Below are 13,536 nucleotides of genomic sequence, written 5' to 3'. Positions count from 1 at the left end.
AGAGCTTGCTCGCTTTGGGCTACTCCCTTTTTCTCATCTCCTCTCTTCTTGCCCTTTGGCTCTATCGCCGCTGGCGTGCCAGTGAGCGACTGCTCCAAGGGGTTTTAGAGACGGTTTCATCGCCCCTTTACTACACCGATGAGCACCTTCTTTGCATCCGCTGCAATGAGCCCATGCGACTCTTTGCTTGCTCCATTACCGATTCTTTAGAGGGAAGATATTTCCCTGAACTCCTCTCTAAAGAATCGGCTGCTTTCAAAAAGGAGACAGATGAACAGCTTTTAAAAAGCGGTATTCCCATGGCATTCTTTTGGGAGCCTGTCGATTCCAAAGGAATCAAGCATCGTTGCCTCGTCCACAAAAGACGATGGAGTCCCTCCAAAAAACGCCATGGAATCATCTGCGAGATTGTTGATATGGAATCCTATTTGAATCTTCATGAAAAGAATCGTCACCTTGATCGCTATCTCGCCCAACAGAGCAAACTAGCTGAGTTAGGGCAGATTCTCCTTGCCATCACGCATCAATGGAACAAACCCATCGTCGATCTCTCTATCGATATTCAGCGCCTTCAAAAGGAGTATCACCAAGAGAGCCTCACTCCTGAAAAATTTGCCGACTTTGCAAGGGGGAGCATTCAAACCCTCCACCACCTCTCTAACACCATTGGAGATTTCTACTCTTTCATCAAACCTGACTTCAAAAAGAGAGAGTTTAGCCCCTATGAAGCCCTGCTTGAATCCATCGCTCTTCTTCAGGGACGCTTTGACTACCACTTCATCCAGTGCCACCTCCGACTCATCGGAAAACCTAAGCGCCTTTGCGGGCACAAGGGACTTTTAAAACAGGCACTGTGCACGCTTCTCAACAATGCGTGCGATTCAATTGTCGAATCGCACTCCTCTTCTCCCGCCTCTAAGGGCAAAATCTTTGTCACCCTCTGCTTTAGAGGAGATTCCTGTCGATTCATCATACGCGACAATGGCCTGGGGGTGAGCGAGGAGAAGAGGGAGCGCATCTTTTATCCCTTCTTCACCACCAAGCCTCATGGCCATGGCTTAGGACTCTCCATCGCCAAAGAGTTTCTTTTGGAAAAATTTAACGCTCCTCTCACTCTGCTTCCTCCGCCCAAAGGAGGAGGGGCAAGATTTGAAATTTTGCTTCCCATGGAGGGATGATGAAGATTTTTTTGCTAGAAGACAACCCTAAACTTCGCGAGGCGATCGAAGAGACCTTGAGCGAAAACGGCTATCGAGTCGATTCTTTTGAGGATGGGCAAGAGGCGCTAGAACACCTAGATGGTAGCCATCTGCTCTACATTCTTGATATTCATGTTCCCAGAATCGATGGTCTAGAGTTGCTCGCGCTGATTCAAGGACGCTTCATCAAGGCCCCTGTGATCATCATCAGCTCTTTTGTCGATCTAGATGTGATCCGCCAAGCCTATCGCCATGGATGTGCGGACTTTCTCAAAAAACCCTTCTTTTTGGATGAGCTTCTTTTTAAAACCCACCGCCTCTGCGGCAAACTTCACCCTCTCATTCCTTTGGGTGAAGAGACATTTTTAGATCTAGAAAACGCTTTGATTTTGCGTGAAGGCCAAAGCCTTCTCCTTAGCCCCAAAGAGAAGCGTCTGCTTGAGCTTTTGGTGAGGGCAAGAGGCCTACTTGTGAGTTTTGAGGAGATTGAAGAGTATGTTTGGGAAGAGGGAGAGGTGCCTAGGGAGAATATTCGCTCCATGATTCGACAATTGCGTCTAAAGATTCCTGCTAGCTCTATCCAAACGCACAAAGGAATAGGTTATCGCCTCATTGTCGATTTATCCTCAGCTCCAACAGCCATAGATTGAGATTATAAAGGGGAACCCCCAGAGGATTTTCCTCCAAGGGTCATCAAAAAGTAGAGGGATCAGCCTACGAAAGTCTGTCCCGCGTAGAGGATATAGAAGCGAAGTGCCATCACACCCGCTAGCACAATGAGCGCGTTGAGCATGACAAAGCCGCTGGAGTGCTTGATTCCATGAGGAAGCGCGACATTGAGCACTACAGGCAACGCCAAGCCCATCCCAGCCACACCAAGCCAGAAGAGTGAAGCCAGCCCTCCTGTGGTCAGCGCCGCTTTGGCGACTTCAGCGGTGCTTCCACCTTGGTAATACATTCCCACAAAAAGAATAAAGAGCAAAAAGGCCTCAAACAAGATAACCTTGAAGTCAAGCCCATGAAGATAGCCTACATTCTCACCTTTGGTGCTCTTACCAAAGAAGAGAAGACCGATGAGAAGGTTGCCTGAGATTCCCGCTGAGATTCCTGAAGCGAGGAAAAGCAAAGGTAAGATAGGCGTATTGAGCAACGGATAGCTATACATCGCTGAGAGCAAGAATCCTGTGTAAGCTCCTACGCCAATGGCCAAAACAAAAGTGACAATCTCAAGAGGTCTAGCCATGCTATAGGCGATATTGGCTAGGGGTGCAAGGAAGCCAAAGGGTCCCTCATCGCAAAGCTCTTTTTTGAATACACCCAACAAGAAGATAAGCACCACGGGGAAATAGGCAAAAAGCGCCAAAACGCCCAAGGTCATTACAGAACTGAAATTGTAGAAAATCAACAGCTTCCAGAAATGAAGCGGTCGCGTTAGGTCAAAAATCAAGAGCAAAAGTCCTGCTCCGATCGTCAAAGGCGCAATCAGCGCGCCCGCTTTGATGATTCCATCCCAAGGAGAGCTCTCATTGCCTTTCATCCATTTGATGATAATCGCTGAGATGATGGCTCCAGCCGAGAGACCCGCCAAAAAGAGATAGACCGCGATAGGCCAATGCCATACGACTGTGTTGTATTGTTCGATTGATCCCCACATTTGGTTCATGACTCGATTCCTCCTCTCTTGTTAGGCACGATAAAGAGCTTGGGTTTAGTTCCCAAGGATTCTTTGGGGCGAAGGGTCGGCTTGGACGCCAACACTTTATTGATTTTGCTTTTGGGATCACTCATATCACCAAAAGTAAGCGCATCTGTAGGGCAGACGGTCACACACGCAGGCTCTTCGCCACGCGCTAGACGCGTATCTTTACAGAAGTTGCACTTATCGGGAGCCTTGGTCACAGGATCCACATATCGCGCCTGATAGGGACACGCCGCGATGCAATAGAGGCATCCAACGCAAAGATCGACATTGACGCTCACAATCCCATCTTCATTCACGTAAGAGGCCTTGGTGGGGCAGACACTCACGCAGGGGGTGTTTTCACACTGAACGCAAGATTGTCGGTGATAGTTGAAGCTGAGTGTTCCATCAGGTAGCTTCTTGGGGCCCTGCACCCAGACTTGCAATCGGTAAACACTATCAGGAATCTTGTTTTCAGATCGACAGGCGATATTGCACGCTTGGCAACCGATGCATAGATTCTCATCGTGGATCATTCCATATTTTTTTGCCATGATTCTTCCCTCCCCTTACGCTTTCTTCACTTTGACGCCAAAGACATGGAGATCCATCCCTGAGTTAGGCGAAGTGAAGCTGGGCATTAGAGCATTGGAGTTGACTCCCTTGCCATAAGCCCTCTTTAGGTCTTTGCTGACATGACCAAAGCCAAAATATCCAAAGAGTGTATCCTCGCGCACCCCTTCGGTGATGAGCGCTTTGGACTTTTGCGAGCTGAATTTGTTATAAAGCTCAATCGCATCCCCGTTTTTAATTCCCAGCTTGCTTGCGGTTTTGGGGTGGATCCAGATCGCGTCATACTCCATGAGGTTGTTGAGCCAAGGCACATTACCTGTGTGAGAGTTACTTCGCACGGGGGTTTTCCCTTGAACAAAGTAGAGCTCATCTTCCTCTTTGTATTTGAAAGGCTCATAGCCAAGCCCTCCCTTCCCTGAAACCTCTTCTAGTTTGGGACTAAAGAGCTGAATCTTTTTAGGGAAGTCAATCAAACCCTCTTCGTTGACCTTGGAAGCAGCGCCAGGGAATTTCTTGACAAACTCTGCCACACTCTTCTTCTCTTGAAGCATGAGGGGCACGCCAAAGCTAGCGCTTCCATCTTTTTTGAGTTTGGCCAAAAGATCAAGGTCGCCATCAACTTGCTGCAGTCGATAATCCTCGATATCTTTCCATGGGAAATATTCACCCAGACCCATCTTCTCAGACAGCTCTTTGGCAATCTTCCATCCAGGCTTTGCATCTCCTAGGGGCTCGACCACTTTTTGGCGCCCGATTCCAAAGCTAGGATTCTTGCCTCCACCTGCGGTGAACTCCTCATCTCTCTCAAGATAGGTCGTATCAGGAAGCACCACGTCCGCAAACCAAGCCGTATCAGAGACCTGAATATCGACGCACACCACTAAATCCATCGATTTGAGCGCCTTAATGACGGTGTCTGCGTTGGTTTGAGTCATGACAGGGTTGTTTCTGACGATAAACCAGCCATGAATTTTACAGGGAACCCCAGGAAGCTCATTGAGCGTGGCTTTTGGCACAAGACTCACGATTCCCTCACCCTTATTAGCCAAGAAGAACTCTCCATCTTTTTCGCCGATGCGATCGATTCGAGGCACTTCAACCTTGGGGTAGGCTGGAGTTTTAGGTTTTTTAAGTCCTTTGGCTTTGGGGTCTTCTTCACCTAGGAATTGGTTGTAGAAGCTTGCATTTTTGCCAAAATACATTCCCCCATCTCTCTCGATATTACCCACTAGCGCATTGACCATCATCATCGCTCGTCTGAGCTCCAACTCTTGGGGAGTGAAGGTGACACGGTGACCAAAGTCAAAAATCGCCTTGGGAGCTGCTTTGGCAAACTCTCTTGCGAGTCGCTTGATGGTATCAGCGGGAATATCGCACTCTAGCGCCATCTTCTCTGGTGTGCAAGGCTCGATAGAGGCTTTAAGCTCCTCAAAGCCTGTGCAATACTTTTGAACAAATTTCTTGTCATAGAGATTCTCAAAAATGAGCGTGTGCATGAAGCCAAGAACAAAGGGAAGGTCATGCCCTGGCTTGATCGCGTGCCATTCGCTCGCTTTTTGTGCCATGACAGAGAGTCTAGGCTCTAGTGTGACCACTTTGGCGCCATTTTCAATCGCCTCCATGTATTGTCTCACGTAGGAGATGACGATTCCTTCAAAGACATTGTGACCCATGTTGATGATATATTTTGCCTTCGCAAAATCTCGGTTCATGCTGCCACCAAACACATCTCGTCCCGCCATATTGTAGGCGAGGGGACAGGTTGATTCGTGTCCGAAAATATTAGGTGAGCCATAGGCTTGAGCAAGATGATGGAACCAAGTCTTGTTCCAACCGCTTCTGGCGGTGAAAGCCACCGTATGAGCGCCATGCTTTTGCTTGATCTCATCAAGCTTCTTGGCGATAAAGGTGTAAGCCTCATCCCAGCTCACCTCTTTCCACTTCCCTTCGCCTCGCTCACCCACTCTCATGATGGGCTTCACTAGCCTTTGGGGATCGTAGAGTTGATTAAAGCCTGAGCCGCCACGCGCGCACACTTTACCGCCACGGCTTTTGTCTTTTGGATTGCCTCGAATAAAGACTCCTTTATCCCCTTCCACTCTTGCTTCGATCGTACAGGAACTTGTACACATCTCACAGATACTGGGGACGAATTTGGCCGAGCCTTTAATCTCTTGTTTCTCCAGCGCTCCAAGCGTTCCAGGAATCGTCTGCGACCAGACTAGACCCGCTGCGCCCGCAGCACCGGCACTTTTTAGGAAATCTCTACGTGTCATAGTTGTTTCCACTTGCCACCCTCCTTATTCGATATAGATTACAGTCGTTTAATGATTGTAGTCACGCTTTCATGATACAATTTATCCGACTTTTTTTCTTGACAAAGTTTTCAAAAAAATTGATATTTTGTGCCATTATGAGAATCCCTCCCAACACCCTTAACAGGAGCTTTGGAGGCGATATTAACTGAAAGGAATCCATGAGGCAAAAGGTTAGCTCGGCCGCGATCAATTTCATCCTCGGTCACCTCACGAGAAATCAGCGCCTATTCCCCTCCTCCGAGCTCTCGCCTGAGATTCTAGACCAACTCAGAGATGCAAAGGCCTCGGTGGATATCGCCTCTTATAAGAACATTTTCTTGCGAGTGGTAAAAATCACGGGAAATCAAAATCTAGGTCTCTATATCGGGGAAAATATTCGCCCTAACGCCTTAGGGATTCTAGGCTACATCCTAGAGAACTCTCCCACGATTTCTGTGGCGCTAGAAAATCTCCTCCGCTACCACACCCTTCTTAGCCGATCTTTCTTTGTCCAGAAGAGCGAGGGGGGTCGCTATGTCAAGATCTCACTCTCCACCACGCCCCCTGAAAAGCCTCCCATGGATCGTTACTCCAACGAGGTCAATCTGAGCGCCTTTGTGGCGATTCTCAATGATCTCACCAAAGAGACGATTCGGCCTGAGGTGGTTAAATTCACCCACAGGCGCCCTGAAAATATCGAAGCCTACTATCCTATTTTTGGGCAAAATCTAGAGTTTGAAGCGCCTAATAATCTCATCTATTTTTCCAAAGAGATTCTAGGTTATCCCGTCTGCTGCCCCAATATAGCGATGTTGGAATTTTTCAAGATGCAAGCGGATCGAATCTTGGATGAAGAGGAGGAGAGTTATTCGATTCGGGTGACTAGAATCCTCTCTGAGATGATTCACTATAAAGCACCCGAAGTCAAAGATGTTGCCAAGCGTCTAGAGATCACACCTAGAACACTTCAAAACAGACTCAAGGTTGAGGGGACAACCTTTCAAGAGCTCATTATCTCGACCAAAAAACAGCTCGCCTGTCACTACCTCAAGACTAAAGAGATCAATATTCAAGAGGTGGCCGAGAGGCTAGGCTATTCTGAGACTAGCGCCTTCAATCGCGCTTTCAAGCAGTGGACCAACTTCACTCCTAGGGAGTTCCGCAAAAATCGCGGCTCCTAGGGAAGTTTTACATATCCTCTGAGCTTAGGCGAGCGCGAGACTCCTCGCGCACCGTGTCCATCCCGATGTAGAACTCCTTCATCATCGATAAAAAGAGATATTTTCCTTTGAGCGTGGGATACAAAACTCCCTCTTTTTCTCTGATCGCTCCCGCGCATCGCAAAAAGAGAAGCTCCTTAAAAAGCCCCACCTCTATAGGCATTTTAAACTGTCGGCTAAAGCTCTCTTTGTGCACCCCTCCCCCAAAGAGCCCCACCATGAGGCGATACTGCATCTGGCTCAAACGCCCATATTTTCGCGCTCTAGAGAGCCCCATCTTTCCTGATTCAATGCGAGTGGCATACTCTTTGAGAGAAAAAGTATTGGTGTAGAGGACCCCATCAAGAAAGCTAAACGAGCCCGATCCAATTCCCACATACTCATCATGATTCACCACATACTCATCAATGATATCATCTCCCTTTTTGGAAAAAGCCCAAGAGGAAATTTGATTGTACTCTCCCAAAAGCTCCTCTAAAATCACCCTATAAAGCGTCGCCTCTTTATCCAGTGAGATATCGCCAATGGAACGCTTGATGAGACTTTTGACCGAGGGAGAAGACATGAGCGGATAGGCCGTCACCTGCGTGGGGGAGAGTCGCTTGATGATCTCTAGATCACGCCTCAACATCTTCTCATCTTGGGTGGGAAAATTAAAAATAAGATCTATGTTGACCACGGGAAGCGCCCCCATGAGGGCTTGAAGCTTAGAGAGGGTCTCCTCCCCGCCTCCAAACTTCTCATAACGACCCACGCGCTTTAAAATATCATCATCAAAGCTCTGAACCCCTACAGAGATTCGATCCACTCGTCCTTTGAGGTGAGCCATCGTCTCTTTGTCGATGTTATTGGGGTCTGATTCGCATGAGACCTCTTTGAGTGGGAAAAGCTCTCTGGCTAGATCAATCGTCGCGCAGAGCTCATCCACTAAAATCGAAGTTGTCCCGCCGCCCACATACATGGAATCAAAGCGATATCCAAGCTCATACGCCATCTTCATCTCTTGCCTTAGAGAGCGAAAATAGCGTCTAGCCTTCTCTTCCTCAAACAAGAATCGATTGAAAGTGCAATAGGTGCAGAGCGTGGAGCAAAAAGGCACATGAGCATAGAGCAGATAGTGCTTTCCCTCTCTAGGGGCGGGAAGTCTATCTCTGTCAATAGGCCTTAATGAGAGGTATTTACCACTCGCCTGCCTCATCGCCCTATTGACGATCCTAGTCGCCAGCATTCCTGGCTTAATCTCCTCTAGGCCTTCCAAAGAAGGCAGTAAACAAGAGGGGCTACTAAAACCCTCTCCCTCCATTAATTCCATTTTCTTCATCTCTGCCATCCCTCCCTCAAAGAATGTCATTTGGTTTAAACGGCGTCCATCATCTCGGTTTGGTCGATTCCTGATGTCGCAATCTCCTTTATCCCTTTTCAAATCCAAAGATTGTCGAGCAATCTCACCTTACCCACTCTCGCCGTCACCAAGATAATGGTCTCTCCCTTGATGATGCGCTCCAGTGGCATAAGATTTCTATCCACAATCTCAAAGTACTCCACCTCAACTCCCTCTAGCACTTTCAATGCGCGCTCTTTGATTTGAGAGGATTGGAGCTCTCCCGTCATGATATGCTTGGTTGCCTCTTTTAAAGAAGCGGAAATCTTGAGTGCCTCTTTTTTTTCAGCTTCAGATAAGTAGGCATTTCTAGAGCTAAGCGCCAATCCATCGCTATCGCGCTCCGTAGGACAAGGCACAATTTCATAGGGCAGAAAGAGTTCGCGCGCCATCTTTTGAATGAGCAGGAGCTGCTGTGTATCTTTTTGCCCAAAATAGGCTCGCGTGGGCGAGGTGAGATGGAGAAGCTTGAGAACCACTCGAAGCACTCCATCAAAATGCCCTGGCCTCGCCGCCCCCTCCAAAACAAATCCACTTTTTTGAGGCGCTTTGAGGAGCACCTCATCTCCTTCAAAATAGATATCTTCAGCCTTAGGCATAAAAAGAATGTCCACACCCGCTTTTTGGCAGATGTTCGCATCCGCTTCGGGCTTTCGCGGGTAGTGAGCAAAATCTTCATTTTCCCCAAATTGGGTCGGATTGACAAAAATGGAGACGATACTTTTTTCGTTTTGCGCTTTGGATTTTTGAATCAAAGTGAGATGCCCCTTGTGGAGCGCTCCCATGGTTGGGACAAATCCTACCGTCCCCTTCCACTCCCTCCTTAGAGCCCGAAGCTCGCTGGGAGAGGTCACTATTTGCATCTATTAAGCCTCGCTTCTGTAGAATAATAAACACGGATTATATCAAAGTCAGGGTTAGCTAAACCCCTTTGGTGACAAAAAAGTTCTAAAACAAGGGTGGAATCTTCTTGGATAGTTATGAATATGGGGAACTTCTCAAAGAGCTCTCAACCAAGCGCGACAACATCGCTAAAATCATCAAGCCCGATTCCATAGAGAATCGACTTGGAGAGATTGAAGCGCTGGAACACTCTGAGGGCTTTTGGAATGACGCCACCAAAGCTGGAGAGGTTCAAAAAGAGAAGCGCAAACTAGAGCGCATTTTGAAAAAATATGAAGAGGCTAATCAAGCGATCAATGACGCCAAAGAGCTCTTTGAGATTGCCACGCAAGACAACGACGAAGAGACCCTTGGACTCCTTTTTGAAGAATCGGGACACCTAGAGAAAGAGATCAAAAGTGTCGAGATTGAGGTGATGTTAAGCGGCGAACATGATGGCTCAAACGCCATTATCACCATTCACCCTGGAGCAGGCGGAACCGAATCGCAAGATTGGGCGAGCATTCTCTATCGAATGTATCTGCGCTGGGCAGAACGAAGAGGCTTCAAGGTGGAGGTGCTCGACTACCAAGAGGGTGAAGAGGCGGGAATCAAAGACGCCTCCTTCATCATCAAAGGGGAGAATGCCTATGGCTATCTCAAAGTGGAAAACGGAATCCATCGTCTTGTGAGGATCTCTCCCTTTGATGCCAACGCTAAGCGTCACACCTCCTTCACCTCCGTCATGGTGAGCCCTGAAGTGGATGATGATATCGATATAGAGATCGAAGAGAAAGATCTTCGTCTTGACACCTATCGTGCCAGCGGGGCGGGGGGGCAGCATGTCAACAAGACTGAGAGCGCGATACGAATCACTCACATCCCCACAGGTATCGTGGTGCAGTGCCAAAATGACCGAAGCCAACACAAAAACAAGGCCACCGCCTTCAAGATGCTCAAAAGCAGGCTCTATGAGCTAGAGCTCGCCAAAAGAAGTGCTGAATACGATTCGATGGAGAAGAGCGAGATTGGCTGGGGGCACCAGATACGAAGCTATGTTCTCGCCCCCTATCAGCAGGTCAAAGACACTCGTAGCAACATTGCCTACAGCAATATTGAAGCAATTCTTGATGGCGATTTGGATGAGCTACTTGAAGGGGTGCTCATCAGCCAATTTGATCAACCAGGGGAGTGATTTAAGCCTATGCTAGAGCTCAAAGGGGTGGCAAAATCGTTTGGCGCTAAAAAGGTTCTAACCGACATCACCCTAGAGGCCAAAGAGGGGAAAACCACGGTGATTTTTGGCCTCTCTGGAAGCGGAAAATCAACCATCATCAAGCTCATTGTTCGACTCCTAGAGCCTGATGGCGGAGATATTCTCCTCCACAATGAGAGCATTCTATCTGCTTCACCCAAGCGCCTTTATGAGCTTCGCAAAGAGATTGGATTTCTCTTCCAAAGCGGGGCGCTTTTTGATAGCAAGAATGTCTATGAAAATGTCGCTTTCCCTCTTCGCGAGCACACACGTTTAAGCGAAAGAGAGATTCGCGCCAAAGTGCTCTCTCGCCTTGAGATGGTCGGCCTCAAGCCCGATGAGGTTGCTCTTTTGTATCCCGATGAGCTGAGTGGCGGGATGAAAAAGCGGGTGGGGCTGGCTCGAAGCATCATCCTTGACCCCAAGGTGATTCTCTACGATGAGCCCACCAGCGGCCTTGATCCCATCACCAGCGACCTCATCACCCAGATGATCATCCATCTTCAAAAAGAGCTCCAGACCACCTCTATTCTCATCAGTCACGACCTCAAAGAGAGCTTCAAAGCGGCCGACTACATGGCAATGCTTTTTGAGGGTAGAATCATCGAGTGCTCCAGCAAAGAGCAGTTCGCCAAAAGCGAAAATCCTAGAGTGAGGCAGTTCCTCGAAGGGAGTTCCGCTGGCCCCATTAATCTAAATTAAAAATAAGTTTTTATAGAATCACTCCGCGAACCCTTGTTCTCATCTATGCTTTTTGGCGCTTTTAGAAAGGTCTCATTATGGAATTAGCCGCATTGGCTTTGGCGATCATCGTCATTGCCCTCATCATCAAACTCTCCTTTGGAAGCCAGAAGCGATCTAGAAGATCCTCCAAAAACGGACTCTCCATCACCAATCTCCGCTACTCTATCCTCGATAAAGAGTGAGAAAGGCTTCCTCTTGGACTTCTTTTAAGAGAGCAGCTCCCTTGAGGGCTCTCCAATAAAGTAGCCCTGCGAGTAGTCCACCCCAAAGCTCTTCACCGTCTCTAGAATCTCTTTGCTGTGGACGAACTCTGCCACGGTCTTGATTCCCAATTTTCTTGAGAACTCCACAATGGTTTTAGCAATGATTTGGGAGTTTTTGTCCGTGTCAGAGTTTTGGATAATGGAGGCATCAATTTTGATGATGTCCACATTGAGTCGCAAAATATGGGCAAAATTGGAGTATCCACTTCCAAAGTCATCGATAGCGATTTGGCAGCCAAGCTTCCTAACGCGTTGAATAAAAGCATCCACCTCTTCGTAGTTATCAATCCCCTCTGATTCTAGAATCTCAAAGATCGCCTTGTGTGCAACCCCGTGTCGTTCCAGCTCTTCGATGATGAAGTTAATGGTGTGGTGATCAAGAATGTCATCAATAGAGAGGTTGATGGAGAATTTACAGTTGACCTCTTTAAAAACCCTACAGGCGTCCGAGACGATCGCTTGAGTGATTCGATGATAGAGTCGCGCTTTTTTGGAGATTTCGATAAAAAAGAAGGGAGAGTAGACCTTGCCATCCTCACCAAGAAGCCTCGCGAGACACTCGTATTTATAGACCTCTTTGGTTTTATTGTTGAATACGGGCTGGAAATAGCAGATGATTCGATTGTCATCCAGTGCATTTTTGAGCATCCGAATCCATCGGAAATTCTCCTCATACTCTTTCATGACCATCATGGTGTCATTATAGATAAGGAAGGGCTTGTTGTGCTTTTTGGCAAGCTTGAGCGCAATATCGGCACGAGTCATCACCGTCTCATTCTCGCCAAAGGCCATTCCTGCTGAGATTTGGATATGAATCTCCTGCTCTTTGAGAAAGATGAGGTGACTATCCACATCATCATGCACCTTCTGCCCCACGCCTTCTAGATCTTCATCCCTAGAGCACTCCATATCCAAAAGCGCATACTCGTCGGCTTGAAGCTTGTAGAGCCTGAAGCGCCCCTGATGAACAAAAAGTCCTAAGCGCTTGGCAATCTCTTTGAGGACAAAGTCGCCGATCTCCGTCCCATAGAAGTCATTCACCTCTTTAAAGGAATCGATATTAAGCAGGATCAAAAAGGGAGAAGGGGCGTGCTTGAGGTCTTCAAGAAGCTTGCGCCGATTGGGAAGGCTGGTGAGCTTATCAGTGTAGAGCTGATCTTCAAGGAGACGATTCTTCTGCTGGATCACCTGCATATTATATTTGAGCTCACGATTGAGCTCCTCTAGCTTGGCTCGGCTGTGCTCCAGCTCCTCTTTGAACCACTTCTTATCCGTCACATCGATCATGTTGGCGATGCAGACATACCCCTCTTTAAACTCCACCGAATTGGCGATGAGGTCAATGTAGCGAATCTTGCCTGTTTTGGTTTTAATCCGAATCTCTGAATATTTTTCAAGATTGCAGGCACTATCTAAAGAGAGGTTGATTCGCTCCGAGAGGCGCTTGGAATCGCTCTGGATGATATCTAGGAGTGAGCCGCCGATAAGCTCGCTCTTGGAGTAGCCCGTGATGGTCTCTAGGGCTTTGTTGGCATAGATGATTCCATTATCGCCAAAGAGACAGATCCCCGCGGGAGAGTTATCCGCCACCACAGAGATCATCGTGTCTTTTTCTTGAATATCTTTCTTGGCTCGTTGGTAGCGCAGACCAAAGAGCGCTTTTTTGATCGTCTGAACCAAAAGCTTATCATTGATAGGCTTCATCACATAGCCATCAATTCCAATGCCAATCGCTTCAACCAAGAGATTTACATCATCATGCGCAGTGACCACGATAATTGGAGCATCGGGTTCGATCTGTTTGATCATGGCGCTCATGGCTAGACCATTGAGCTCAGGCATGATAATGTCGGTGATGATCACATCAGGGGCATATTTTTGGAAAGCCTCAAAACCCTCTTTTCCATCTTTGGCCAGATAGACCTCTTTGAATCGGCGTTTCAAAAAATTAACAAACGCCTCTCGGACATCCTCCTCGTCTTCGACGAAAAGGACGGTGAAGGACTTGAAAAACTCCTGCTCTAACTCTTCTTTGTGCATT

General features: G+C 47.7%; 12 protein-coding genes. 6 read left to right on the top strand and 6 right to left on the bottom strand.

What is annotated here, in order from left to right:
• Positions 1–5: 5 nt before the first annotated feature.
• Together WS_RS00565 and WS_RS00560 are read left to right on the top strand one after the other, a co-directional pair.
• Positions 6–1,178 carry a PAS domain-containing sensor histidine kinase gene (locus tag WS_RS00565; RefSeq protein WP_011138085.1) on the top strand — a complete coding sequence of 391 codons (1,173 nt, stop codon included), beginning with the start codon at positions 6–8 and terminating at the stop codon, positions 1,176–1,178.
• Entirely contained in the window at positions 1,178–1,849 is a 672-nt protein-coding gene (locus WS_RS00560; protein WP_011138084.1) for a response regulator transcription factor, read from the top strand. Before WS_RS00565 ends, WS_RS00560 begins: the two co-directional genes overlap by 1 nt.
• A gap of 59 nt (positions 1,850–1,908) precedes the next feature.
• Here WS_RS00560 and psrC read toward each other — a convergent pair whose 3' ends face one another.
• The 3 genes from psrC to phsA are packed head-to-tail and all read right to left on the bottom strand — an operon-like array spanning position 1,909 to position 5,741.
• Positions 1,909–2,862: a periplasmic polysulfide reductase anchor subunit PsrC gene (gene psrC, locus WS_RS00555; protein WP_011138083.1), complete on the bottom strand. Its 954-nt coding sequence runs from the start codon at positions 2,860–2,862 to the stop codon at positions 1,909–1,911.
• Positions 2,859–3,434, bottom strand: a complete 576-nt coding sequence (locus WS_RS00550) for a 4Fe-4S dicluster domain-containing protein (protein WP_011138082.1) — start codon at positions 3,432–3,434, stop codon at positions 2,859–2,861. The genes psrC and WS_RS00550 overlap by 4 nt, the downstream gene beginning before the upstream one ends.
• Positions 3,435–3,449: 15 nt before the next feature.
• The gene (phsA, locus tag WS_RS00545; RefSeq protein WP_129545342.1) at positions 3,450–5,741 is read right to left on the bottom strand and encodes a thiosulfate reductase PhsA; all 2,292 of its coding nucleotides are present in this window, start codon (positions 5,739–5,741) and stop codon (positions 3,450–3,452) included.
• Positions 5,742–5,929: 188 nt separating this feature from the next.
• On the opposite strand from phsA, the gene WS_RS00540 reads away from it, so the two are divergent.
• On the top strand, positions 5,930–6,931 hold the full coding sequence (locus WS_RS00540; RefSeq protein WP_011138080.1) for an AraC family transcriptional regulator: 1,002 nt from the start codon (positions 5,930–5,932) through the stop codon (positions 6,929–6,931).
• 7 nt (positions 6,932–6,938) lie between these two features.
• Here WS_RS00540 and WS_RS00535 read toward each other — a convergent pair whose 3' ends face one another.
• Together WS_RS00535 and panC are read right to left on the bottom strand one after the other, a co-directional pair.
• Positions 6,939–8,291 carry a coproporphyrinogen III oxidase family protein gene (locus tag WS_RS00535; protein ID WP_232013699.1) on the bottom strand — a complete coding sequence of 451 codons (1,353 nt, stop codon included), beginning with the start codon at positions 8,289–8,291 and terminating at the stop codon, positions 6,939–6,941.
• Positions 8,292–8,389: 98 nt separating this feature from the next.
• Positions 8,390–9,214, bottom strand: a complete 825-nt coding sequence (gene panC / locus WS_RS00530; protein ID WP_011138078.1) for a pantoate--beta-alanine ligase — start codon at positions 9,212–9,214, stop codon at positions 8,390–8,392.
• A gap of 107 nt (positions 9,215–9,321) precedes the next feature.
• Here panC and prfB point away from each other — a divergent pair, with 107 nt between their 5' ends.
• The 3 genes from prfB to WS_RS10955 all read left to right on the top strand — a co-directional run bounded on the left by prfB (position 9,322) and on the right by WS_RS10955 (position 11,414).
• Positions 9,322–10,428, top strand: coding sequence for a peptide chain release factor 2 (gene prfB / locus WS_RS00525; RefSeq protein WP_011138077.1), 1,107 nt, complete (start codon positions 9,322–9,324; stop codon positions 10,426–10,428).
• 9 nt (positions 10,429–10,437) lie between these two features.
• Complete coding sequence (locus WS_RS00520) at positions 10,438–11,190, top strand: ABC transporter ATP-binding protein (protein ID WP_011138076.1); 753 nt, start codon at positions 10,438–10,440, stop codon at positions 11,188–11,190.
• A 77-nt stretch (positions 11,191–11,267) separates the two neighbouring features.
• Positions 11,268–11,414: a hypothetical protein gene (locus WS_RS10955; RefSeq protein WP_158305193.1), complete on the top strand. Its 147-nt coding sequence runs from the start codon at positions 11,268–11,270 to the stop codon at positions 11,412–11,414.
• A gap of 24 nt (positions 11,415–11,438) precedes the next feature.
• Here the strand turns inward: WS_RS10955 and WS_RS10520 are convergent, their stop codons facing one another.
• On the bottom strand, positions 11,439–13,535 hold the full coding sequence (locus WS_RS10520; protein WP_011138075.1) for an EAL domain-containing protein: 2,097 nt from the start codon (positions 13,533–13,535) through the stop codon (positions 11,439–11,441).
• Position 13,536 lies beyond the last annotated feature (1 nt).

It is taken from the genome of Wolinella succinogenes DSM 1740, from assembly GCF_000196135.1.
GTDB lineage: Bacteria > Campylobacterota > Campylobacteria > Campylobacterales > Helicobacteraceae > Wolinella > Wolinella succinogenes.
The sequence above is the reverse complement of the archived record's forward strand: the minus strand, read 5'-3'. Positions and strand labels throughout refer to the sequence as shown.